The sequence below is a fragment of the Vibrio sp. 10N.261.51.F12 genome, assembly GCF_041471725.1.
Taxonomy (GTDB): Bacteria; Pseudomonadota; Gammaproteobacteria; order Enterobacterales; family Vibrionaceae; genus Vibrio.
In genome coordinates this window covers 84,431-108,292 of record NZ_JBFROV010000014.1, presented here as the reverse complement: position 1 = coordinate 108,292, position 23,862 = coordinate 84,431, and the positions used below count along the sequence as shown (strand labels likewise).

The window sequence follows — 23,862 nt, the reverse complement described above, 5'->3', positions numbered from 1 at the left end:
TCATTTTAACGTCCTGTTATTGATATTTTCTTTAATTATAAACGCTTATGTACGTTATCAAAGCTTAAGAGTGACAAATATTGCATAAATATCGCATTGCGAATATTCTCATTGTGTCTATTGAAGAGATGAATTGGCGGAAAAGGTAGTGGGTATACAATGATTGAAATATTTCTCGTCCTTGCCATGTTGGTAGGTTTGTTTTTTGTCGCTCAAAAGTACTTTGTGAAACAAGAAGACACTAAAACCTATCGTTATAAATCGAAAGGCCCCATTCTTTCCGCGCCGCAGACGGCATTTTATAATGCGTTGCGAGAGGCGGTGGGCGAGCATGGACTCATACTGACGAAAGTTAACCTATCGAATGTTGTCGTTCCAACACAAACGGCTAATAAGAAACAGTGGTTCATCGCGAACAACGTGATCGCAAAAAGTTATTTTGATTTTGTTGTCTGCGATCCAAGGACATTGCAACCTCGCGTTGTTATTGAGTATGACGATGGACAAAAACTGCATAAGGGTAAAATTGAAAGGCAGAAGCTGATCATGCAAGTTTGCAAGTCGGCAGAGCTTCCATTAATTGGTGCGAGCGTTAAACTGAGTTACCAAGTCAGTAAGCTTCGGCGTCTCATTGGGGCTCACATTGATCTTATCGAACCTGAGAAAGAAATCCGTTTTTGCAAACGATGTGGCAGCCCTATGAATATAAAAACAGCAACGCAAGGGAATTTTAAAGGGCGACGCTTTTTTACCTGTAGCCGACAACCGTTATGCCAGTACACAGAGAACTACAATGTTGTATTTGAAGATGACGTCGCGGATTAGTTTTCTTCGTAAGGAAATGAAAATTAGTCGTTTATTTGCAGATAAAAGCACAAAAACAGACCGAACTGGCGATATAAGCGACAAACGATATCAAAAACACAAAAATGTGCTTGCACAGCCCAATATCTCTCGTTAATATCTCCCTCGTTCTAAAGAACAACGCCCGCTTAGCTCAGTTGGTTAGAGTACTTGCATGACATGCAAGGTGTCACTGGTTCGAGTCCAGTAGCGGGCACCATTTTCTATATTTCCTTATAGGAAGTGAATGAGTAAGACAGTTAGAAAGAACGCCCGCTTAGCTCAGTTGGTTAGAGTACTTGCATGACATGCAAGGTGTCACTGGTTCGAGTCCAGTAGCGGGCACCATTTCTTGATTTACGTATGTGAATAGCTAGTCAGACTGTTAGAACAACGCCCGCTTAGCTCAGTTGGTTAGAGTACTTGCATGACATGCAAGGTGTCACTGGTTCGAGTCCAGTAGCGGGCACCAAATTAAATACAAAAAAGCCCACTACATGTGGGCTTTTTTGTATTTAAAATTTAGCGTTAGATAGACGACCAACCATACTGAATATTGGCGAGATTTGCTGTGAAAACAATGTTGGTTTTAGTGGTCGCGTAACAACAAATTAATCCTAAAAGACTTAGCCACGTGTTACCCAAGTAGCTTAATTATCGATAACGCCTTCCCGTATAGGGAAGGCGTTATTCTGTTTAAGACACTACCTTTTTCGGTTGATAGAAGTATTTCTTGATAAGCGAAATGATGACGGGTCCAATCAACACGGCAACAGCAATCGAAGTAAAGGTTAGCGTAATTGGACGCTCCCACAGGAAGCTTAGCTCGCCGTCGGCAATCATCAGTGCGCGGCGTAAGTTTTCTTCCATTAGGCCGCCTAAGATAAAGCCGAGCAGCAGAGGTGCAAGAGGGAAGTCCGCTAACCTGAGAGCAATTGCCGCCATCGCGACTAAGATCATGATAAACACGTCCATAGTATTGAATGAGACAAGGTAAACACCAGTGATAGAGAAAAAGATAATCATTGGTAGCAGTACAGTCCTTGGTACGGCAAGCAGTTTTGAGATGTACGGAATCAAAGGTAGATTTAAAATTACCAATACGACATTACCAAAGTACATGGAAATGATCACAGACCAAAAGACATCGGGATGCTCGACGAATAAGCGAGGCCCAGGCTGTATTCCGTAAGCAATCAATGCGCCTAGCATAATCGCGGTAGTGCCTGAACCGGGGATACCCAGCGTCAACAAAGGAACAAATGAACCACTTGATGCGGCGTTGTTCGCGGACTCAGGAGCGACTAAACCACGGATACTGCCCTTACCAAACTCGTCTCGTTTTTCTTTAGGAGCCAGGTTTCGTTCCATCCCATAGGATAAAAACGCAGCAATGGTTGCGCCAGCGCCAGGTAAGACGCCAGTGAAAAAACCCAATATGGAGGAGCGAATAGACACGGGAGCGACTTCCTTAAACTCTTCCTTAGTCACCTTCATACTACCAATGTCACTCATTAGGCTCTTTTCTTCTCCGCGAGTGTCTTTTTCTGGTTTCAATACGCCCATTAGGGTTTCACCCAAGGCAAACGTAGCCATCGCGAGTAATAAGAAACTAAAGCCGTCCATAAGATCGGTCAGGCCAAATGTAAAGCGTTCAACACCAACGCCTTTATCAATGCCAACGGTTGAGATCATTAATCCCAGTATCGTCATCATCCAAGCTTTAATCACTTGCCCTTTGCCAGCAAAAGCAGCCACAGCAGATAAGCCGACCAGCATAAGAGCAAAGTAATCGGAAGACTGAAAGCTCAACGAGACTTTTGCTAACGCTGGTGCGGCGAACAGTAACATGATTGCGGAAAGTGTACCGCCGGTAAATGATGAATAGGCCGCTAAAGCTAAGGCTTTACCTGCCTGGCCTTTACGTGCCATAGGATAGCCATCAAATGCGGTAACAACGGTGGAAGAACAACCCGGCGCATTAATTAAAATTGAAGAGGTTGACCCTCCAAATACCGCGCCATAGTACACGCCAGCCATCAGAATCAAACCTGATGATGGGTCTAACCCGTAAGTAATAGGGATCATCAATGCAATTGCTGAGATTGGGCCAAGACCCGGTAGCATTCCAATGAAAGTACCAACAAAACAACCAACGATCACCATCATGATATTCATCGGCATAATGGCCGTGGACAAGCCTTGTAAAATTCCGTCTAACATAATGGTGTCCTACCAAAGAGTAAAAATAATGCCGGGTTCAAGGTAGATGTCTAAACCCTGAGTGAGCATAAGATAAAAAGCGATTACAAAAGGAAACGAAGCGCCGAACAGGATTTTTTTGCGTCGTTCACCAAGTAAATAAAAACCGAACATAAGAAAGAAGCCGGTAGCCAGTACAAAACCAAGATAGGTGAGCCCGACACCATACAGCGCCATCAAAATGATGAATCCCGATAGCAACGACCAGTTCAGGTTTTTGTTGTCTGCATTTTTATGATTGGGTTGCCCCGTGACCAACAATAACAAAGATAGGCCGACGCCAATAAAGGTAAGAATGGTCGGAAGCGTACGGGCGGTGAAAGGTTCATATTCGTCGCCAGGGAACATTGGGATTAACGATCCTTGGTATCCATAACCAAGGCAAAAAATAAGAAAAATCATCGCACCCACGCGGTCACGGCACAGGAGATTCTGTTTGGTAAACGTACTAGAGGTGAAAGCTGGCATAACGGACTCCAACAACTATTTAGCGATAAAAATTGAACAAAGAAAAAAGCCGACCATAAGGGGGCGATAGGTGCTCGACCCAAGTGGGTAGCTGACGCAATCTCATGAACTGAGTGTCAGTGAGTAAGATTAGTGTCAGTGATACCCAATTAAACAAAGGAGTACAGCGAGTCACAAAACGAACTGAAGGGTTCGTTATTGTGTCTTATAGCCGGCAAAGAAGCGGGCGAAGAGATGTCATCTCATCGCCAAATGTGCCAAGGTCGCTATTTGTTTAGGAACCCGAGTTCGGTCATTAAGGCCCCCATTTGTGTTTCTTGATCCTCTAGGAACTTATAAAAGTCTTTATCGGCTTTATAGTTATCAATCCAGCCATTTCGGTCGCGGACAACCGCCCATTGCTCGGTGTCGTACATCTTGCTTAACGCCGCATTCCATTCACTGACTTTTTCTTCGCTGATACCGGGAGCGGCAAAGAATCCACGCCAGTTAGCAAACACAGTTTCATTGCCATATTCGGTTAAGGTTGGAATGTCTGGCGCTGCTTCTAAGCGCTTTGGTGCGGTTACAGCGAGTACTTTTACTTGCCCAGACTTAGACATTTCTAATACTTCACCTAGGCCAGTGGAAAGAAGTTGCGTTTCACCGGACAGCAATGCTGCCATCGCTTTTCCGCCCGCATCATAAGCAATATAGCGAACCTTCTTAGGGTTAAACCCTTCTCCTTTGAATGCCGCCGCGACCACTAAATGATCCATACTGCCTCGTGCTGAACCACCGGCAATTTTTACTTTTTTGGGATTTTCTTTAAAGTCAGCAACGACATCTTCCCAAGTATTGTAGGGAGAGTCAGCCGATGCGACTATCGCGCCATAGTCAGCAATAGTCGCGGCAACAGGAGTGAGATCTCGAAAAGACTGTGGAAATACTCCGGTCAAAGAGCGCACGACGATAGGGGTAGAATTTACCATCAAGGTATCTTCTTGGCGCTGGGCCGTTTCAATGAGGTGAGCGATTGCTTTACCGCCCCCACCACCAGATAAGTTTTGAAAAGACACATTGTCGACAATGTCGGCTTTGACTAACACATCGCCCGTTCCTCGAGCGGTCATATCCCAGCCACCGCCTGCGCCACCAGGGATCAAGAAATGAATCTTATCGACATCGGCGGAGTATGCGCCGAAAGATAGGGTAGCGGAGATAATTGAAGCGGCTACTGCAGGTTTAAATGCCTTAAACATGTTCACGTTCCTTATGTTGACTATCGTAGTCTGCCAGCTTTTGCACGGTTGCTGGTGACGTCTATGGGTTGCTTAAAGGTTATTGAATTGTTAATGGCAGCTCAATATAGAGACGATATTGAGAATAAAGAGCATAGATTTGATTTTGTTCATACTGTTCACGTAGGGTGAGAAATATTAGACATTAGTCTACATTGTCGACAATGTGGTTGAGATTTGATCGAAAGAGTGCTTAAATTTCACCCTATAAAAGGTATTGTCGACAATATGAATAAGCGGTTGAGTGAGAAATGGATGAATATGAAGGTTGCAAGCCAAGATGACACCGTCATAAAAGAAGTAACAAAGTCAGAAAATTTAACTGAGTTGTTAATCGAAAATATTGTGAATGGTGACATTCCATCGGGAATGAAAATATCTGAGCCGGAGCTAGCAAAGCGGTTTTCGGTGAGCAGAGGCCCATTAAGAGAAGCGATAATGAGGTTAGAAGGACTTGGGCTTATTGAGCGGATTCCTCATGTTGGTGCGCGGGTGATTACCCTATCACAAACTAAGCTCATGGAGCTTTATTCTGTACGAGAGGCTCTTGAAGGTATGGCCGCAAGGCTCGCGGCGCGGCACATAACGATGTCAGAAGTCGAGCAACTCGAACTGCTGCTTGAGCAGCATTCTGAACATATCGATGAGGTGGATGGCGCTTCATATTTTCATCAACATGGTGATTTTGATTTTCACTATCAAATTATTAAAGCAAGCCAGAATAACCAGCTTATTAATTTGCTGTGTAATGAGCTATACCACTTGCTGCGCATGTACCGATATCAATCGCCGAGAACACATTCTCGCCCTGAATCGGCATTGAAAGAACATTTATTTATCCTTGATGCGATTAAAAATCGAGATGAAGAGTTGGCTGAGTTATTAATGCGACGCCATATCTCTCGAAGCAAAGCATTAATACAACAGCATTTAAATGACAACGACGAATAGGGAGCAACATGACATGTCTACATCTCCAGGACAATTATTTCGTGACGCCGTCACTAATAACCAGCCATTGCAGATTGTCGGTACGGTGAACCCGTATTGCGCCATGATGGCAAAAAATGTTGGACACCAAGCGGTGTATTTATCTGGTGGCGGCATTGCCAACGCATCATATGGGTTACCCGACTTGGGTATTACGACACTCAATGATGTGCTGGTGGATGTTGAGCGTATTACTAACGCCTGTGACCTGCCACTTTTAGTTGATATTGATACAGGGTTTGGTGGCGCTTTTAATATTGCCCGTACCATAAAGGCGATGGAAAAAGCAGGCGCGGCGGCCGTGCATATTGAAGATCAGGTAGCACAAAAACGTTGCGGTCATCGACCAAACAAAGCCATTGTTTCCATGCAAGAGATGCAAGACCGAATAAAAGCGGCGGTGGATGCCAAAACACAACAAAGCTTTGTGATTATGGCTCGCACGGATGCCTTGGCGGTTGAGGGAATGGATAGCGCCATTGAGCGTGCAATTGCTTGTGTTGAAGCAGGAGCGGATATGATCTTCCCAGAAGCCATGACCACGTTGGAACAATACACACAGTTTAAAGCCGCGCTATCAGAGGCGACAAACAGAGACATTCCTATCTTGGCGAACATCACTGAGTTTGGTCAAACGCCTTTATTTGGTTGTCATGAGTTAGCCAATGCTGGCGTAGATATGGTGCTGTATCCGTTGTCGGCCTTTAGAGCAATGAATCAAGCGGCGGAAAATGTTTATCAACATTTGCTGGCTCAGGGCAATCAGGAGGCGCTGATTCCGAATATGCAAACCCGCGCCGAGCTTTATGAGCACCTCAATTATCATCAATACGAAGATAAGTTAGACCAATTATTTAACGATCCGTCGGTGTAACGATTTATTCGCATCGGCACATCTTGGAAAATTAATCCAATTATTATGTGAAACACTTCCACATAGACCCGCAAAGGGCAATAAACGTGGAAAGTCGAAAAGGAGTTCAACATGCCAAATTCAACTATCGGTGGAGCCGGGCTTAGAGGCCAGAGCGCAGGGGTGACGTCATTATGTACCGTGGGGAAGTCAGGCGCGGGGTTGACCTACCGTGGCTACGACATTACTGATCTGGCTCAGCATGCTCAATTTGAAGAAGTCGCCTACTTGTTACTGCAAGGCCATTTGCCAACGCAACAGGAATTGGACGCTTATAAGTCGACGTTGACCTCACTGCGTGGTCTTCCTGAGCCTCTCAAGCAAGCGTTGGAGTTGATACCCGCGAGCGCGCACCCTATGGATGTGATGAGAACAGGGTGTTCAATGCTGGGCAACTTAGAGCAAGAGCATGACTTTTCTACTCAACAACAGGCAACGGAGCGAATGCTGGCCCTATTTCCCGCCATTATTTGCTATTGGTATCGCTTCAGCCATGACGGGGTACGGATTAATACCGACGATTGCTCTGAAGACAGCATTGGTGGTTATTTCCTCAAAATGCTAACAGGGCAAGCACCGTCGGAACTTCATAAAAAAGTGATGCACTGCTCACTTATTTTGTACGCCGAGCATGAATTTAATGCCTCAACCTTTGCCGCGAGAGTTTGCGCGTCAACGTTATCGGATATTCATTCTTGTGTAACGGCAGCTATTGGTACTCTGCGTGGCCCGTTGCACGGCGGTGCTAATGAAGCGGCAATGGATATGATTCAAGACTGGAAAAGTGCGACCGAAGCTGAAGATAACATCATGAAAATGCTGACAGATAAAGCCAAAATCATGGGCTTTGGTCACGCGATTTATCGTGAAAGCGACCCGCGAAATGCGCTCATTAAATCATGGTCGAAAACCTTGTCTGAATCAGTGGGTGATACACATTTATACGATGTGTCTGAACGAGTAGAAATGGTAATGAAGCGCGAGAAAGGCTTGTTTTGTAATGCCGACTTCTTTCATGCATCGGCGTATCATTTTATGGATATTCCCACCAAATTATTCACGCCTATTTTTGTCATGAGCAGGCTGACCGGCTGGGCGGCTCACGTCTTTGAGCAACGCGCGAGTAACCGCATCATTCGGCCAAGCGCTGATTATGAAGGACCAGAAAGTATGCCGTGGGTACCTATTGAGCTGCGGGATAAACATGAGGCGTGCGAATCAGTTCAAGCCTAGTCAATAACACGAGCCAATAGTCCATAAATGCGCCGGTTACACGGAATGCACAGCAATGAGTAATCATGATGATAAACACCTCTTATAGGAAGCCGCTCCCCAACTCTAATGTCGATTACTTTGACGTACGACAGGCCATTGACGATATCCAGCCTGATAGTTATCAGACGCTCCCGTACAGTGCGCGTGTGTTTGCGGAGAACTTAGTCCGCCGTTGCCCACCAGAGCAATTGACAACAGCGCTTAAGCAAATTATTGAGCGCAAACAAGATGTAGATTTCCCCTGGTACCCTGCCAGAGTCGTCTGCCACGATATCTTGGGCCAAACGGCTTTAGTCGATTTGGCTGGATTGCGAGATGCGATTGCCGAGCAAGGCGGAGACCCTGCCAAGGTTAATCCTGTGGTGGAAACACAACTTATTGTTGATCATTCACTCGCGGTCGAACATGCCGGTTTCGAACCTGATGCGTTCGTTCAAAATAGAGCCATTGAAGACCGTCGAAATGAAGACCGATTTCATTTTATCGAATGGTGCAAGACGGCATTTGAAAACATTAATGTTATCCCCGCTGGTAATGGGATTATGCACCAAATTAACCTAGAGAAAATGTCGCCTGTTGTTCAATTAAAGGACGGTGTGGCATTTCCTGATACCTGTGTTGGTACCGATAGTCATACCCCTCATGTTGACGCGCTTGGTGTTATCGCCATTGGCGTAGGGGGGCTAGAGGCTGAGACAGTAATGTTAGGGCGTCCTTCTATGATGCGTATGCCTGATATTGTTGGAGTGAGGCTGGTGGGCACTCGGCAACCTGGTATTACTGCCACCGATATTGTCTTGGCAATGACTGAATTCTTACGCCACGCTGGAGTGGTATCGTGTTATTTGGAATTCTTTGGCGAAGGCGCAAAAGATTTGACGATTGGTGATCGCGCTACACTATCCAATATGACACCTGAGTATGGTGCATCGGCAGGGATGTTTTATATCGATGAACAAACCATCCGTTATTTAACGTTAACTGGCCGCGAACCCGAACAGGTTGCCTTAGTGGAAAACTATGCCAAGCAAGCTGGGCTGTGGGCCGATGATCTCACTCAAGTTCATTATGAGCGAGAACTCGAATTTGACTTGTCTAGCGTTGAAAGAAACCTCGCTGGCCCGTCAAATCCACATCGACGCTTGCCTACGTCAGAGCTTGCTCTGCATGGTTTTGCTCGTACCAATCAACCGAATGAGCGACGCCATGACGCGGATGAGACCGTCATGCCTGACGGTGCCGTCATTATTGCCGCTATTACCTCTTGCACCAATACCAGTAACCCAAGAAATGTCGTTGCCGCAGGGCTCATTGCACAGAAAGCCAATGCCTTAGGGTTGGCACGAAAACCGTGGGTGAAAACATCCTTTGCGCCGGGTTCCAAGGTTGCTAAGTTGTATTTGGAAGAGTCGGGGTTATTGCCTGAGCTAGAGCAGCTTGGTTTTGGCATTGTGGGCTATGCATGTACCACATGCAATGGCATGAGCGGCGCGCTTGATCCCACAATCCAACAAGAAATCATTGAGCGAGATCTTTATACCACAGCGGTTCTATCAGGGAATCGCAACTTTGATGGGCGTATTCACCCGCATGCGAAACAAGCATTTCTGGCATCGCCACCCTTAGTGGTCGCCTATGCGTTAGCGGGTACGATGCGCGTTGATATAGAGAAAGATGCGCTGGGATCCGATAAACAGGGACAACCTATTTATTTGCGTGACATTTGGCCGACTGACGAAGAGATTGATTCCGTAGTGAATCAACATGTGAGACCTGAGCAATTCAAGCAAGTCTACATTCAGATGTTCAAGTTAGAAGACAGCCATGTACAAAGTGAACCGCTTTATCAATGGCGACCACAAAGTACGTATATCCGCCGTCCTCCTTATTGGCAAGGAGCACTGGCAGGAAAGCGCACATTACAAGGTATGCGAGCATTAGCGGTATTGGGTGACAATATAACCACCGATCACTTGTCACCTTCTAACGCCATCTTAGCGTCTAGTGCGGCGGGAGAATACCTCACATCGATGGGGGTTCCTGAAGAAGACTTCAATTCCTATGCAACACACCGTGGTGACCATCTAACCGCGCAACGCGCGACCTTTGCCAACCCCAAGCTGTTTAATGAAATGGTATTAGAGGGGGGGGAGCCGAAACAGGGATCATTGACTCGAATTGAGCCTGAAGGGCAGGTCACGCGCATGTGGGAAGCCATTGAAACCTACATGGCGCGTAAGCAACCTTTGATTATTGTGGCCGGTGCAGATTACGGACAAGGGTCATCGCGAGACTGGGCCGCGAAAGGGGTGAGACTGGCGGGTGTTGAAGTGATTGTGGCGGAAGGGTTTGAGCGTATCCATAGAACTAATCTTGTCGGGATGGGGGTGCTTCCACTGCAGTTTAAATCGGGCACTAACCGTAAGACGTTAAACCTGAATGGTTCTGAGCAATACGATGTTGCTGGCAATATTGATGCGGGCGGCGATGTCGCATTGATCATCACACGAACTAACGGTGAGCGTTTGGATGTACCGGTGACGTGCCGATTAGATACTGAAGATGAGGTCAATGTTTATCATGCCGGTGGTGTTTTACAACGCTTCGCGCAAGACTTTTTAGCTAATTAAGGAGGCGATATGCAGTCGATAACATCACAAGAACCGTCATTACGTATACCAGCTACCTACATGCGCGGGGGAACAAGCAAAGGCGTTTTTTTTAACGTTGCTGATTTGCCGAAAGAGGCCCAGCAAGCCGGTACTATTCGCGATAAGGTGTTGATGCGAGTGATTGGCAGCCCCGACCCCTATGGCAAACAAATTGATGGTATGGGTGGGGCAACCTCGAGTACCAGCAAAACCGTGTTAGTCGCAAAAAGCAGCCATCAAGATCACGATGTCGATTACTGGTTTGGTCAGGTTGGCATTGAAACTGCGTTTGTGGATTGGAGTGGCAATTGCGGAAATCTGTCGGCTGCCGTAGGGCCATTCGCCATCCATGCGGGTTTAATTGACGAAGAGCGGCTTGTTCATGATGGATGGGTGGCAATAAAAATTTGGCAAGCCAACATTCAAAAAACGATTGTTGCTTATGTCCCGATTAAAAATGGACAAGTGGTAGAACACGGCGATTTTGAACTTGATGGTGTGACGAACCCTGCGGCGGAAATAAAGGTCGAATTTCATCATCCAAGTGATGACGCCACCTCGATGTTTCCGACGGGTAATGTCACAGACATGTTAGACGTGCCGGGTATTGGGCAATTTAAAACCACCATGATCAGTGCCGGTATTCCCACCATTTTCATGGACGCCGAAGCGTTAGGATACCTGGGTACTGAAACACAATCAGACATCAATAGTGATACGTCTGCCTTGAATAAATTTGAAACCATTCGAGCCTATGGTGCATTAGCAATGGGCTTAATTGACGACCTACAAGCGGCTGAACATAGGCAACACACTCCAAAGATTGCGTTTGTTGGCACGCCGAAAGACTACCTGGCATCGAGCGGGAAGCGTGTTAAAGCAAACGATATTGATGTCTTGGTGAGAGCGCTTTCGATGGGCAAGTTGCATCATGCCATGATGGGGACGGCGGCCGTTGCCATTGCTTCTGCCGCAAGTGTCCCCGGTACTATTGTGAACAGAGCCGCAGGTGGAGAGGTGAGAGAATCCGTCACTTTTGGTCACCCGTCTGGCACATTAACCGTTGGTGCGAAGTCTGAAGTAAAAGAGGCGCACTGGATAGTGGAGAAAGCTGTCATGAGCCGCAGTGCCCGTATTTTAATGGAAGGTTGGGTTCGTGTCCCTGCCTACATCGTTGACGCTAACGAATAATCAGGGAGAAAAGGAATGTCTCAATATTTAAAAGCGTATCAAAGTGCAAAAGAAACGCCAGAAGTCTTTTGGCAAGCTCAAGCCGCGTTAATCGATTGGTTTACGCCTCCCCAAACGACTCTCAGTTATGATGACAACGGTATTGAACGTTGGTTCGCTGATGGCGTTATGAACACGTGTTGGTTGGCACTTGATTACCATTGTGAACAGGGGCGTGGCGAAAAAACGGCGCTCATTTACGATTCCCCCGTCACTCAATCTAAGCAGCGTTTTACCTATTTTCAAATGAGAGAGCGCGTTGCGAAAACCGCGGGAATGCTGGCAGATCAGGGCGTTGAAAAAGGCGACCGCGTTGTCATTTATATGCCGATGATCCCTGAAGCGGCGATTGCAATGCTTGCCTGTGCACGTATCGGCGCCATTCATTCTGTCGTTTTTGGTGGCTTTGCGCCCAATGAATTAGCGGTGCGATTAGAAGACGCTGAACCTAAAGTCGTTCTCACTGCATCCTGCGGTGTTGAAGTGAACAAAGTCCTACCTTATAAACCCTTAGTCGACAAAGCCATAATGGACAGTCGATGGAAACCTGATCGTGTTGTGATATGGCAACGGCCTGAGTGTGTGGCAGAACTCACTCAAGCAAGAGACGTTGACTGGAATGTGGCGTATCAAGAAGCGCGACCTCATGATTGTGTGCCTGTGCTGGCAACGGATCCGCTTTATATTCTTTACACGTCAGGTACAACAGGCAAACCAAAAGGCGTGGTGCGTGATAACGGTGGACATGCGGTAGCCATGAAATATTCGATGAGCGCAATTTATGACATGCCCACTGACGGCGTGTTTTGGGCAGCATCAGATGTCGGGTGGGTGGTTGGCCACTCGTATATTGTTTATGCCCCCCTTATACATGGCTGTACGACCATCTTGTTCGAAGGTAAACCCGTACGCACGCCTGATCCGGGTGCATTTTGGCGCGTTTGTGATGAGTACCATGTTGATGTACTGTTCTCTGCCCCGACCGCTTTTCGAGCGATAAAAAAAGAGGACCCGGATGGGCTAGAGCTAGATAAATACAATTTAACGAATCTCACCAGTATTTTTATGGCGGGCGAACGATTAGATCCGCCAACCTTAGAGTGGGTGACGACGCATACGAAAAAGCCGGTGATCGATCATTGGTGGCAAACTGAGACAGGGTGGGCAATTGCCAGTAACCCGATTGGTTTAGAGGCCATGCCAGTGAAAGCGGGTTCATCAACACTCCCAAGTCCAGGGTTTACGGTTGAGATATTAAATGAGTTAGGCGAGGCTTTACCAGCCGGTAAGCAAGGTTTTGTGTCTTTGAAAAGGCCATTGCCACCGAGTTGTCTCACCACGATCTGGCGAAACCATGACCGATTTGAGTCCGGTTATTTGAGCCAGTTTGAAGGCTATTACGTTTCAGGTGATGGGGGCTATCTTGATGATGATGGTTATCTCTTTATCATGGGGCGAGTGGATGATGTCATCAATGTGGCCGGTCATAGGTTGTCTACTGGAGAGATGGAAGAGATAGTTGGGGGGCACCCTGCCGTTGCGGAGTGTGCAGTCGTAGGTGTTCATGACGAATTAAAAGGGCAGTTACCACTTGGTTTGGTAGTACTCAAAGATGGGGTGAAAATTGATAGCCTAGCGCTGCAAGGTGAACTGATTGGCAAAGTTAGGCAGGAAATTGGTGCTGTAGCGTGTTTTAAGCATGCGTTGGTGGTTGAACGATTACCGAAAACCCGCTCAGGAAAAATCCTTCGCCGTGTCATTCGTCAAATTGCAGATGGTGAGGCTTACGTCGTTCCATCAACCATTGATGATCCCGCAAGTCTAAATGAAATTGAGGATGCGTTGCATAGCAATTAACGGGCAAGGCCGTTAAACATTAACTGATACAAACGCTCGTTTACGCAATAGTTAACGAATTCAATTTCTATTTACTGATCAAAAGGGATCGCGCTCACTGCCCATATTTTGAGTACGTGAGCCGGTTCCTGACAGCGACCAAATAGTATTTGGTGTTTTGCTGTAAAGGGGGCACCAATGTAAGTGGTGCGGCTAAACTGACCGTTTGTGAGATCAATCTGCGTTACAACCCGTCCTTTGAAGTTTTGAAATAGAGCGAATTGGTCACTTTGATAAACGAGTTGCGTTTGATAAAACCAAAAATGATCAGTACTTCCCTTAAGCAGACACTTTATCGGAATGAATGCTGTTTGGTCAGAGGAGGCGTTGGGTTTAGCGTTTAAGCTATTAGGGCTAGCATTTAACCTATCTGTGTTAGCGTTTAACCGATTAGTGAAAGATAACCCAGAGATCAGAGCAGCCGATAACAGTATGCGAAAATACCAAGAAAGTGTTTGTTTTTTAGATAAAATTAGCGCTCTGGAGGAAGATAACCGATTCATAAACATCTCCTTCGTGCACTGCTAGCGGATTAAGGTCAAGCAGGGGCGCTAAGTGAGGCTGCATTGTTACACAGGGGAACTGAACAACGGACGCTGCTATCAATAAGACACGTACCATTAGTATAGCTGTCAACGCTGTCGTGATTTGTTAATAATGTGATATTCTCCCCAAATCACACCTCGGTGAGATCACGATTAGAATTTCATTTGCACATACCTGACAAAACCCTCACACTGTGCGCACATTTTTGGTCGCTTCCTTCACTCTGTATTACATTCATAACGCTATGACATCATCCAGCTATAAAATACGCGCAGCAAAGCTAGCGGATATAGAAATGCTCAATGAACTGATGCATGCCCTGCATGAGCATCATCATAATGCTGTGCCCGAAGACTTTAAAACGGCAGATGAAGTTCAAGAAGAGAAAAGTATTGCTCGTTATTTGGATTCCCCGGATTGTTTAGTCTTGGTCGCGGAGCTTGGTGATGACATCATTGGTTTTGTCAGCGCACAATTTTGTGAGCTTACCTCACCGATTAGTAAGCCTATTTTCGTTGGTAATGTGGATGAGCTTTATACCGAGCCTAAATATCGAAATACCGGTCTTGGCAAAGCGTTGTTGTGCAGTGTAGAGCAACGCCTGAAAGAACTCGGCGTTAAGCAACTCATGGTAGAAGTATGGGACTTTAATCAGCCTGCACTCAATTTGTATAAAAATGTGGGATTTTCTTCGCACATTCATTGTCTTAGAAAAAAAATATAATTTAGGTAGTTTTGTGACTCAATTTTTGAGCCATCTAGTCCTTGGACTTTCGCTTACACTTTTACATATCAGCTTTGCGGTTGCCAACGTTGAGTCTCTATCAACGACCACGCAAGGTGACGCTATTTCGATGCCTTTAGTTTCTCTTTCGGACGAGCCTTTGCCGTCGAGTGTGAGAGGGGCGCTTTGTATCGTCCGCAATAATGACCGTATTCTTCTGGTCAGTGAAATCGTGACAGGGAAGCTCTCTCTCCCTGGTGGAACGATTGAAAACAATGAAAACCCGCGCCTCGCCGCGCAGCGTGAAACATGGGAAGAGGCGGGGCTCGTCGTCAACGTCGGCTCTGAACTGTTACGAACTCGTACGGCCGTTTTTTACGACTGCGATGCCGAGTCTGATGTTATTGCTTACAAAGAAAACAACACAGGCATTGGGGTGGAGCTACCAATATATTTTGCCCCTCATTACGGAGTCGAAGTTCGTAGTGCTCGGTTTGTTGCGCCTAATGCGATTACTCCATCAGACTACCGTTACCCAAAGCAATGGCCACAAGTCGTAGCGGTACTTTACAATGCGTCGCATCAGCCTGTGCAATATGTTGATAACCTTATTAGCGCTGCGCCTAAGTTACATCAGATCGAGTTGGGGTGGTTGCTAAGTGCACAAGAAGCCGTGATTGATGCGCCAATCTGGCTTAGAGATATTATTATTGCTGGTGGTAGAATTCTTCAAGTTCTCACTCAACCGTTGTTGCTTGTGTCGTTTCTGCCATTATTTATTTGGTTGTGGGGACGGTATTTCACTGCGCAATTGGTGTTTGCTGTCACAGCGACCTCTTTGTTTATCTTAGTGGTAAAACAAGGGTTTGCCTTTCCTGTTCCTCATGCCTACATACCGTCGATTAACTTTACTGAGCGTAGTGGTTTCAGTTTTCCTGATTTGTATTTGGCAAATTGGGTATGTATCTCAAGTATTGTGATAACTCAGATAAAACAAAGGCTTGTGAGAGTGTTTACTATTGTGGCGATAGCACTGATGGCATTGCTCGCTTTTTACCAGTTTATAAGTGGTGCCTCGTTCTTATCGGATATGCTGGCTGGAGCAATATTAGGGGCGTTGGTGTCCTGGCATTTTATTCGTCACTATTTAAGTATTGCAGTGAGTGAAGATTATACGTTTACCAAAGTAACCCTTTGGCTCATTATGACAGCCGTGGCGGGGACGATATCAATGATTTGGCCGTACCCTATGTTTTTAAGTTGGCTTGCTTTGACGTTGGGTATGTTACTTTTTGCCATTGCGAGCCAGTTTTGTGCGCCTCGATCGGTGATGTGTCTGAAAGAATTATTGTGTTCACTTAGCATTACTCTTGTTCTGCTTTTAGGTTACTTTTCAGTTGAAGCTCTGATTTCGTACAGTAGCATCGGTTCTTTATTACTACATACGGCAGTATTGCCAATTATGGTAGCCGTTCCCGCGCTTGTTATGTTGGTGTTTCGTCTTCGTCGTTAACATCCTAAAATGACTTATTCCAGAATGTGACATAAAGACATTCAAATGATTTGAAAGGGCATCGCTTCCATGACGATGCCCTTTTTTATTTGTCAGTCCCGCCTAGAAATTAACGGATGAACTATCAGCAATCACATCACAATTTGCCACCACGAGTGGCCTTGTGCATTTAAACGGTGTTCCTAAGTGACCACTGTTTAGGGGGATGGTTACAGTGAAGCTTGTTGCAGCGGTTGCTTACCATCGCGTTGCTGAGAAAAATACAATTTGGTCTCTTCAATGACGACATGTCTAAGAAGAACTAAGCCAATTAGATTAGGGATAGCCATCAAACCATTCACAATATCAGCAATTATCCAAATCATGTCGAGATGCAAGAATGCCCCTGAGGCAACCAAGCCGACGAAGATGATTTTATAGGGTAGTACGGCTTTGGTGCCCATTAAGTAAACCACGCAGCGTTCACCATAATAGTTCCAACCTAGGATGGTGGTGAATGCAAAGAAGATTAGGCCAGTAGACACTAATAATGGGCCTAACGTGTCACTGTTTAAACCCACCGCGAAGGCGTGGGTTGTCATCGCTGCGCCAGCAAAATCAGTTTGCCATGCACCCGTTAGAATCAACGCTAACCCGGTCATCGTACAAATAATGATGGTATCGATGAAGGTACCGGTCATTGATATTAAGCCCTGACGCACACAGCTATCCGTTTGCGCAGCGGCGGCGGCCATAGGGGCGCTTCCTAATCCACTCTCATTGGAAAACACCCCACGTGCGATGCCCGATTGAATCGCAAGCATGATGCTCGCGCCAACAAATCCCCCTGTTGCTGCGGTGCCGGTAAATGCAGAAGTTACTACGAGCGTCACGGCCGCCAGCAACTGATCAGCATTCATGATGATGACACTCATGCAGGCAATAACATAGAAAACAGCCATGGCAGGGACCACTTTACCCGCGACCTTCGCGATGGATTTGATACCACCTAACGTCACAAAGGCGACGAGCAATGTCAGTACCGTTGCTGAGATCTCACGCGAAATACCGTATGAAATCTCGCTGGCATCAAGGATGGCATTCACCTGTGGAAATGTACCAATACCGAAACACGCGACGCCTAACGCGAAAACGGCAAACATTGTCGCGAGCACGCGAGAGCCGACGCCATCGCGAAGGTAGTACATAGGGCCACCCAGCATTTGGCCCTTGTCATCGACTTTTCTATATTTGACCGCCAGCAGACATTCCGCATATTTAGTCGCCATTCCAAACACAGCGGCAAGCCACATCCAAAATAGCGCACCAGGTCCGCCAAGTTTAATTGCGGTGGCTACCCCAACAATATTACCGGTGCCGATGGTCGCTGAGAGAGCAGTACAAAGTGCTGCAAAGCTAGAAATATCGCCATTAGTGGATTTATCTTTTGAAAAGACGAGACGGAGTGCGGTTGGCAAATATCTAAATTGCAGTAAGCCAAGTTTCAGTGTGAAATAGATACCCGTGCCCACAAGCAGAATTAAAAGTGGCGGGCCCCAGACAAAATTGTCGATGGTTTGAAGCGTAGATTGTAGATTGTTCATGATTTCCCCTTAATAAAACATAATTTAAGGAGAAGAGAGAAACGGCAGTAATCCATTAGACGCAAGCATCCAACGTACATTACCACTCATGAAAACGGTGAGTTGTTCAATGTTGTTATTCTCTCCTCTGTCCTTTTGCCTGAGAGTTTCACTCAACGTATGCGTCGAGCTTGCTCCTTCGGCGACCGATTTAACGGTTCTCTCCAGAGGTTCCTCCAACAACAGTCCTCACTTTATACTTCGATTAAATCGAAGTCTGATTTCTCAGAATAAAGCACCTGAAAGATTTACTTCTTCGGTGGGTTTAGTTAACTAAATGTAATAATTCAGTTAATAACCGCTCTCCTGCTGTCTTCATCGGAACAATTATCTAATGTTAGATAATCTGCGGGAGCAATCGTAGCGCAGTTAAATAGATAAGTCATGAATAAATTTACAATTTTATTTCGGTAAATCGAGTGCTCTGGTCCGCCATTTGTTATATTTGAACAAGTTTCTGACTTAACGCAAATTGTATTAAGTTAGAGTAGCGTACAGTCAAGGTAACCCTTTGGAAATACGCTATTTTGTGTACTTTTTAGCCTTGTGGCTAAAGGAGCTGTTATGACTCGTTTAATTGCTATTGTATTTTTAATTGCGTTGGCATTTATACTTTTTAGGTATCGAACGAATGAAAAAGTACAAAAAGGTGTCATTGTCACCTTGTTGTCAGGTTTTGCCGTTTATGTCGCCACGCTCGTGGTCACTGAACTGATTCGTTAAGCGGTACGCGAAATATTCCTCTCAAATAGAAAATGTATGTACACGCTTTACAGGGGCCCGTATGGAAAATAAAACTGAAAATCAACAACACGATGAAGAAGTAGTTGTTATTGAACAAAAAGACAAACGTGCCCGTTTGTACATTGGTATTGCTGCTGCACTAGGCTTAGCGGCTGGGGGGCTGATTGGTGCTACTATCACCCAAAACGATTGGCAGCAGCGTTATAAAGAGCTTGATACTCGCTATCAAAATTCACTCCAGGTGACTCAAAAACATGATGTAGCGCTTAAGGACCAACTTGCCCAAGCCGATTCAGACGCGCAATTAAAGCTACGTAAGGCAGTCGAATCCAAAGTCGAGGCGCATCAAGTTGAGCTGGAGCAACTGAATGACAAGGTTGCTAAGCTAGAAAAAGATAATAAAGCGCTGCAGGGACAGGTCGCGAACCAGAAACAAGCGATTGTGGTTCAGGAAGAAAAGAACACCAAACTTGTGAGAAAAACCGATATTCAAAGTTCGATGTTTGAACAATCTCAAGAGTTATTCAAACGTGAAAGTGAGTTGAAAACAGAAGTTGCCGTGTTAGAACAGGAAAAGTCTAAGCTTTTACCTGAAAGTAAGTCGTTGAAAAAAGACTGTGATTTGTTTTTAGAGGGCACATCATGGGACGCAAAATCTGATTCTTGCGATCGTAATGACAAAGTAAATTCAAGATTAAGCCAAATCGACCAAATGCTCAAAGTACACAATATGGATCTCAACCATATTGCGACTCTTAAGCAAGAACTTGGTATCCAATAACGCACGTTTTAGTATAGGTTCATTTGATTTTAGCCCCATGCTGATAACAAATGAACCTCGCCTTGCGCTGTGAAATAGTCGTGCTATTGACCCAGTTACATCGTTTATGTAACTGATAATAAACGCGATAATGACTTCCTTCGTAATGGGTCGAGTTTCTTTGGCCATGTTAATGCTTGATCCGAATCGCGCATGTAAATTGGCAAACTAGTCTGTCTTATAGGATGTTTGCTTTGTTCCTGCCTAATTATCGTTATCCATTATCCTTTCCGGCTAGTGCGCTTTCTCTTGCCATGCTATCGACCAGTGCGTTGTCCGAAAGTACTACCAACCTGACGACACATAATGGCAAAGCGCCTGCTGTCGTCAACGCAATCAATTATCATCACACTATCAATGTCCAAGATTATTTTGTTAGCGAAAAACTCGACGGGATTCGTGCAATCTGGACCGGTCAGCAATTAATTTCGCGCTCAGGTCGAGAGCTTCATGCGCCTGATTGGTTTATCGCAGTTCTACCAGACTTCCCCGTTGAAGGGGAACTTTGGGCTGGGCGAGGGCAGTTTGCATTGGTACAACGCACGGTCTTAGACGCCGAACCTAACCACGAGGCATGGCGACAAATACACTTCATGTTATTTGACTCCCCGGATCATATTGGGGCGTTTGAAGAGCGTTATCAGTTTCTTACTTCATTGTGTCAAAACTTGTCTGTGAAACATGTTAAATGTGTAGAGCAGACCGACATTGAATCGCATGAATCCTTGCAGCACCTTTTAGAAACGGTATCGCGTGCTGGAGGTGAGGGTTTGATGTTGAAATCGCGAATGAGCGTATATCTTGCTGGTCGTAATACTTCTTTGTTAAAAATGAAGACCAATCAAGACTCGGAAGCGACAGTCGTGGGATATAAGGCGGGGAAAGGAAAGTACAAGGGAAAGATGGGAGCGGTTTTAGTGGAGTTGAAGGGTGGGACCCAGTTTTATATTGGGACGGGATTTAGTGATAGAGAAAGAAATGACCCACCTAAACTCGGTGATATCGTGACGTTCAAACATAATGGTTGGACAGAAAACGGCATTCCTAGATTTGCTCGCTACCAGAGAATTCGGTTGCCCGAATAGCGATCCGCTCGACGGTATTTTCTTAGGTGACCTCTATACTCTATCCATGACCAGCAGAACCTTAGCGTTGGCACGCAGTCAACGAAAGACGGCAACTGAGGAGACACATAATGAGTAAGCATGAAAAGTTAGACTATGTTGAATTTGCGGCATGTGATTTGAGCGCGAGCAAATCATTTTTTACTGCAGTGTTTGGTTGGGAGTTTCAAGACTATGGCGATGAGTATAGTGCGTTCTCCAGCCAAGGGTTAAATGGTGGGTTCTACCAAGCAGATTTGAGTTCAGTATCCGCGCAGGGCGGTGCTCTACTAGTGTTTTACAGCAGTAATATCCAAGAAACGTATCAAAAAGTCATCGCTCATAACGGCAAAGTTATTCGTGAAGTTTTTGATTTCCCCGGCGGTTGTCGCTTTCATTTTCTAGAACCTAGTGGTAATGAATTCGCAGTGTGGTCGGAGTCGAAATAAAAAGGCGTTGGCTAGTAACGCCAACGCCTAAAGCGTTAATAAGTCTAATTACAGCGAGCCGCGCTATTTATCTACGACTTTACCTAATTTAACCCATGTATCAATAACGGTATCGGGATTCAATGATACAGAGCTGATCCCTTGCTGCATGAGCCATAACGCGAGGTCATCGTGATCCGATGGTCCTTGACCACAGATACCAACATATTTGCCAGCTTTGGTGGCCGCATCAATCGACATCTTGAGCATGGCCTTGACCGCTGGGTTGCGCTCATCAAATAGGTGAGCGACATCACCGGAATCACGATCTAGCCCCAAGGTAAGTTGCGTCATGTCATTGGATCCGATTGAGAACCCATCAAAATACTTTAAGAACTCATCGGCCAATACTGCATTGGATGGAAGCTCGCACATCATAATGACTTTGAGGCCTTCTTCACCACGACGAAGGTCAAACTTTGCCAGTAGGTCGATGACAGATGCGGCCTCACTTGGCGTACGTACGAAAGGAATCATTATCTCAACATTTTTCAGTCCCATTTCGTTGCGGACGCGTTTAATTGCCTGAGTTTCAAGCTCAAAACAATCTTCAAATGCCGGTGAAATATATCGAGACGCACCACGGAAGCCCAACATTGGGTTTTCTTCGTGCGGTTCAAAACTTGCGCCACCAACTAGGTTGCTGTACTCATTTGATTTAAAATCAGACATTCGCACGATGACACGTTTTGGCCAAAAAGCTGCCGCGATCGTTGCGATGCCTTCGGTGAGCTTACTGACATAAAAATCGATGGGGTCTCGATAACCGCGTATACGTTGAGTGATGTCGGCTTGTAGCGCTTCAGTTTGTGCATCAAAGTTAAGCAGTGCTTTGGGGTGAATACCTATCATCTTGTTGATGATGAATTCTAATCGAGCCAACCCTACACCTTCATTAGGAAGCTGTGCAAAATCAAACGCTCGATCTGGATTACCCACATTCATCATGACCTTGGTCGGTAACATTGGCAGCTCATCAACCGCAGAGCGTCGGATTTCAAAATCCAGCTCGCCTTCATAAACGTAACCCGTTTCCCCTTCTGAACATGAGACGGTCACAATAGAGCTGTCTGATAAAGAAGATGTGGCATCGCCACAGCCCACAATCGCAGGAATACCAAGCTCACGAGCAATAATCGCGGCATGACAAGTTCGGCCACCGCGATTAGTCACGATTGCCGATGCTTTTTTCATCACTGGCTCCCAATCTGGGTCCGTCATGTCAGTGACAAGCACGTCGCCTTCTTGCACCAATGACATTTGATCTAAAGAATCTACTAAGCGAACAGGACCGCTTCCGATGCGTTGGCCAATTGAGCGACCTTCTACCAACACCTTAGCCTTGCTATTAAGTTGGAAGCGCTCAATAACGTTTTTCTCGTTTTGTGAGCATACTGTTTCTGGGCGAGCTTGTACGATATACAGCTTGCCGTCAAAACCATCTTTGGCCCATTCAATGTCCATCGGACGTTGATAGTGCTTTTCAATGATCATCGCTTGTTTTGCGAGCTCTTTAATCTCATCATCGGTTAATGAGAATTGGTTTTGTTCTTGCTCTGTTGTGTCAACGATATCGACTTGCTTACCAATTTCTTGATTGGAAGAGTAAATCATTTTGATGAGTTTAGACCCAAACGTTTTTTTCACGATAGGGGCTTGGCCTGTTTCAAGCAGTGGCTTGTGGACATAGAATTCGTCAGGGTTGACGGCACCTTGTACGACCATCTCACCCAATCCCCAAGCCGACGTGATAAATACGACTTGGTCAAAGCCCGTCTCGGTGTCTAGCGTAAACATGACACCAGAAGAGGCTTTGTCCGAACGAACCATGCGCTGGATGCCTGCCGAGAGTGAGATACCACGGTGGTCAAACCCTTGGTGTACACGATAAGAGATAGCGCGGTCGTTAAACAACGAGGCATAGACGTGCTTAGTCGCTTCCAGTACAGCGTCAATACCGTGCACGTTCAAAAAGGTTTCTTGCTGGCCTGCAAAAGACGCGTCGGGCAGATCTTCTGCCGTAGCCGAAGAACGCACGGCCACGGATAAAGCCGGGTTGTCATTAATCAATTCAGAATAATTAGTACGAATATCTTGTTCAAGATCGGCAGGGAACGGGGCATCGAGCACCCATTGACGAATCATTGCACCTGTCTTTCGCAGAGCGTCAACATCGTCAACATCTAGTTCATCTAATAAACCGTGGATGCGCTCATCAAGACCTTCAAAATCTAGGAACTGATTGAACGCGTGAGACGTGGTGGCAAAGCCGTTTGGGACAGAAACACCAGCATTAGAAAGGTTTGACACCATTTCACCTAATGAAGCATTTTTTCCGCCGACTTTGTCGACATCTTCCATCGATAGGCCATCGAACCAGAGGGTATTTTTTTGCATGTCTTTCTCCAGAAACATTGCAGCGTAGGGTAATAAGCAAACGATTACGTATTCAGTTGGAAAATAGTTAACATTATTTTTCAAAACTGTGGGGGGA

19 protein-coding genes, 3 tRNA genes and 1 riboswitch are annotated in these 23,862 nt (G+C 45.8%); of the genes, 16 read left to right on the top strand and 6 right to left on the bottom strand.

What is annotated here, in order from left to right:
* Positions 1-159 precede the first annotated feature (159 nt).
* From AB4405_RS07780 to AB4405_RS07765, 4 genes are all read left to right on the top strand, one after another.
* Complete coding sequence (locus AB4405_RS07780; RefSeq protein ID WP_372060311.1) at positions 160-825, top strand: DUF2726 domain-containing protein; 666 nt, start codon at positions 160-162, stop codon at positions 823-825.
* 161 nt (positions 826-986) lie between these two features.
* Positions 987-1,063, top strand: a tRNA-Val gene (locus tag AB4405_RS07775).
* A 51-nt stretch (positions 1,064-1,114) separates the two neighbouring features.
* Positions 1,115-1,191 (top strand) — tRNA-Val (locus AB4405_RS07770).
* 47 nt (positions 1,192-1,238) lie between these two features.
* A tRNA-Val gene (locus tag AB4405_RS07765) sits at positions 1,239-1,315 on the top strand.
* A 224-nt stretch (positions 1,316-1,539) separates the two neighbouring features.
* On the opposite strand, the gene AB4405_RS07760 is transcribed toward AB4405_RS07765, so the two are convergent.
* The 3 genes from AB4405_RS07760 to AB4405_RS07750 form a co-directional block, all read right to left on the bottom strand.
* Complete coding sequence (locus AB4405_RS07760) at positions 1,540-3,066, bottom strand: tripartite tricarboxylate transporter permease (protein ID WP_372060310.1); 1,527 nt, start codon at positions 3,064-3,066, stop codon at positions 1,540-1,542.
* Between the two features lie 9 nt (positions 3,067-3,075).
* Entirely contained in the window at positions 3,076-3,573 is a 498-nt protein-coding gene (locus AB4405_RS07755) for a tripartite tricarboxylate transporter TctB family protein (protein WP_372060309.1), read from the bottom strand.
* Between the two features lie 266 nt (positions 3,574-3,839).
* Positions 3,840-4,814, bottom strand: coding sequence for a tripartite tricarboxylate transporter substrate binding protein (locus AB4405_RS07750; RefSeq protein WP_372060308.1), 975 nt, complete (start codon positions 4,812-4,814; stop codon positions 3,840-3,842).
* Between the two features lie 294 nt (positions 4,815-5,108).
* On the opposite strand from AB4405_RS07750, the gene AB4405_RS07745 reads away from it, so the two are divergent.
* The 6 genes from AB4405_RS07745 (at position 5,109) to AB4405_RS07720 (ending at position 13,769) form a co-directional block, all read left to right on the top strand.
* Positions 5,109-5,804 (top strand): GntR family transcriptional regulator, encoded by a 696-nt coding sequence (locus AB4405_RS07745; protein ID WP_372060307.1) that lies wholly within the window; start codon positions 5,109-5,111, stop codon positions 5,802-5,804.
* A 13-nt stretch (positions 5,805-5,817) separates the two neighbouring features.
* Entirely contained in the window at positions 5,818-6,717 is a 900-nt protein-coding gene (prpB, locus tag AB4405_RS07740; RefSeq protein WP_372060306.1) for a methylisocitrate lyase, read from the top strand.
* Between the two features lie 111 nt (positions 6,718-6,828).
* Positions 6,829-7,989 carry a 2-methylcitrate synthase gene (gene prpC, locus AB4405_RS07735; protein WP_372060305.1) on the top strand — a complete coding sequence of 387 codons (1,161 nt, stop codon included), beginning with the start codon at positions 6,829-6,831 and terminating at the stop codon, positions 7,987-7,989.
* 65 nt (positions 7,990-8,054) lie between these two features.
* Positions 8,055-10,661 (top strand): Fe/S-dependent 2-methylisocitrate dehydratase AcnD, encoded by a 2,607-nt coding sequence (gene acnD / locus AB4405_RS07730; RefSeq protein WP_372060304.1) that lies wholly within the window; start codon positions 8,055-8,057, stop codon positions 10,659-10,661.
* A gap of 9 nt (positions 10,662-10,670) precedes the next feature.
* Positions 10,671-11,873 (top strand): 2-methylaconitate cis-trans isomerase PrpF, encoded by a 1,203-nt coding sequence (gene prpF, locus AB4405_RS07725; RefSeq protein ID WP_372060303.1) that lies wholly within the window; start codon positions 10,671-10,673, stop codon positions 11,871-11,873.
* Positions 11,874-11,888: 15 nt separating this feature from the next.
* Positions 11,889-13,769, top strand: coding sequence for a propionyl-CoA synthetase (locus AB4405_RS07720; protein WP_372060302.1), 1,881 nt, complete (start codon positions 11,889-11,891; stop codon positions 13,767-13,769).
* Between the two features lie 71 nt (positions 13,770-13,840).
* On the opposite strand, the gene AB4405_RS07715 is transcribed toward AB4405_RS07720, so the two are convergent.
* Positions 13,841-14,311: a hypothetical protein gene (locus AB4405_RS07715; protein WP_372060301.1), complete on the bottom strand. Its 471-nt coding sequence runs from the start codon at positions 14,309-14,311 to the stop codon at positions 13,841-13,843.
* A gap of 287 nt (positions 14,312-14,598) precedes the next feature.
* On the opposite strand from AB4405_RS07715, the gene AB4405_RS07710 reads away from it, so the two are divergent.
* Positions 14,599-15,078 carry an N-acetyltransferase family protein gene (locus tag AB4405_RS07710; RefSeq protein ID WP_372060300.1) on the top strand — a complete coding sequence of 160 codons (480 nt, stop codon included), beginning with the start codon at positions 14,599-14,601 and terminating at the stop codon, positions 15,076-15,078.
* Positions 15,079-15,091: 13 nt separating this feature from the next.
* A complete protein-coding gene (locus AB4405_RS07705) occupies positions 15,092-16,591 on the top strand; it encodes an NUDIX domain-containing protein (protein WP_372060299.1) in 1,500 nt (499 codons plus the stop codon).
* A 209-nt stretch (positions 16,592-16,800) separates the two neighbouring features.
* On the opposite strand, the gene AB4405_RS07700 is transcribed toward AB4405_RS07705, so the two are convergent.
* Positions 16,801-18,174, bottom strand: a complete 1,374-nt coding sequence (locus AB4405_RS07700; RefSeq protein WP_372060298.1) for an alanine/glycine:cation symporter family protein — start codon at positions 18,172-18,174, stop codon at positions 16,801-16,803.
* Positions 18,175-18,291: 117 nt separating this feature from the next.
* Positions 18,292-18,391: riboswitch (glycine riboswitch) on the bottom strand.
* A 386-nt stretch (positions 18,392-18,777) separates the two neighbouring features.
* Between AB4405_RS07700 and AB4405_RS07695 the strand changes: the two genes are divergently transcribed.
* From AB4405_RS07695 to AB4405_RS07680, 4 genes are all read left to right on the top strand, one after another.
* On the top strand, positions 18,778-18,936 hold the full coding sequence (locus AB4405_RS07695) for a hypothetical protein (RefSeq protein ID WP_372060297.1): 159 nt from the start codon (positions 18,778-18,780) through the stop codon (positions 18,934-18,936).
* 61 nt (positions 18,937-18,997) lie between these two features.
* On the top strand, positions 18,998-19,738 hold the full coding sequence (locus AB4405_RS07690) for a chromosome partitioning protein ParA (protein WP_102467899.1): 741 nt from the start codon (positions 18,998-19,000) through the stop codon (positions 19,736-19,738).
* Positions 19,739-20,031: 293 nt separating this feature from the next.
* Positions 20,032-20,862: a DNA ligase gene (locus AB4405_RS07685; RefSeq protein ID WP_372060685.1), complete on the top strand. Its 831-nt coding sequence runs from the start codon at positions 20,032-20,034 to the stop codon at positions 20,860-20,862.
* 110 nt (positions 20,863-20,972) lie between these two features.
* A complete protein-coding gene (locus AB4405_RS07680; RefSeq protein ID WP_102467897.1) occupies positions 20,973-21,329 on the top strand; it encodes a VOC family protein in 357 nt (118 codons plus the stop codon).
* 63 nt (positions 21,330-21,392) lie between these two features.
* On the opposite strand, the gene ppsA is transcribed toward AB4405_RS07680, so the two are convergent.
* Positions 21,393-23,783: a phosphoenolpyruvate synthase gene (gene ppsA, locus AB4405_RS07675; protein ID WP_372060684.1), complete on the bottom strand. Its 2,391-nt coding sequence runs from the start codon at positions 23,781-23,783 to the stop codon at positions 21,393-21,395.
* Positions 23,784-23,862: the final 79 nt, after the last annotated feature.

Coding starts and splice junctions, on each gene's coding strand:
- AB4405_RS07750 (WP_372060308.1), bottom strand. CDS start 4,814: ATGTTTAAGGCATTTAAACCTGCAGTAGCCGCTTCAATTATCTCCGCT.
- AB4405_RS07720 (WP_372060302.1), top strand. CDS start 11,889: ATGTCTCAATATTTAAAAGCGTATCAAAGTGCAAAAGAAACGCCAGAA.
- AB4405_RS07710 (WP_372060300.1), top strand. CDS start 14,599: ATGACATCATCCAGCTATAAAATACGCGCAGCAAAGCTAGCGGATATA.
- AB4405_RS07755 (WP_372060309.1), bottom strand. CDS start 3,573: ATGCCAGCTTTCACCTCTAGTACGTTTACCAAACAGAATCTCCTGTGC.
- AB4405_RS07780 (WP_372060311.1), top strand. CDS start 160: ATGATTGAAATATTTCTCGTCCTTGCCATGTTGGTAGGTTTGTTTTTT.
- AB4405_RS07695 (WP_372060297.1), top strand. CDS start 18,778: ATGACTCGTTTAATTGCTATTGTATTTTTAATTGCGTTGGCATTTATA.
- acnD (WP_372060304.1), top strand. CDS start 8,055: ATGATGATAAACACCTCTTATAGGAAGCCGCTCCCCAACTCTAATGTC.
- prpC (WP_372060305.1), top strand. CDS start 6,829: ATGCCAAATTCAACTATCGGTGGAGCCGGGCTTAGAGGCCAGAGCGCA.
- ppsA (WP_372060684.1), bottom strand. CDS start 23,783: ATGTTTCTGGAGAAAGACATGCAAAAAAATACCCTCTGGTTCGATGGC.
- AB4405_RS07760 (WP_372060310.1), bottom strand. CDS start 3,066: ATGTTAGACGGAATTTTACAAGGCTTGTCCACGGCCATTATGCCGATG.
- prpF (WP_372060303.1), top strand. CDS start 10,671: ATGCAGTCGATAACATCACAAGAACCGTCATTACGTATACCAGCTACC.
- AB4405_RS07715 (WP_372060301.1), bottom strand. CDS start 14,311: ATGAATCGGTTATCTTCCTCCAGAGCGCTAATTTTATCTAAAAAACAA.
- AB4405_RS07680 (WP_102467897.1), top strand. CDS start 20,973: ATGAGTAAGCATGAAAAGTTAGACTATGTTGAATTTGCGGCATGTGAT.
- AB4405_RS07700 (WP_372060298.1), bottom strand. CDS start 18,174: ATGAACAATCTACAATCTACGCTTCAAACCATCGACAATTTTGTCTGG.
- prpB (WP_372060306.1), top strand. CDS start 5,818: ATGTCTACATCTCCAGGACAATTATTTCGTGACGCCGTCACTAATAAC.
- AB4405_RS07685 (WP_372060685.1), top strand. CDS start 20,032: ATGCTATCGACCAGTGCGTTGTCCGAAAGTACTACCAACCTGACGACA.
- AB4405_RS07690 (WP_102467899.1), top strand. CDS start 18,998: ATGGAAAATAAAACTGAAAATCAACAACACGATGAAGAAGTAGTTGTT.
- AB4405_RS07745 (WP_372060307.1), top strand. CDS start 5,109: ATGAATATGAAGGTTGCAAGCCAAGATGACACCGTCATAAAAGAAGTA.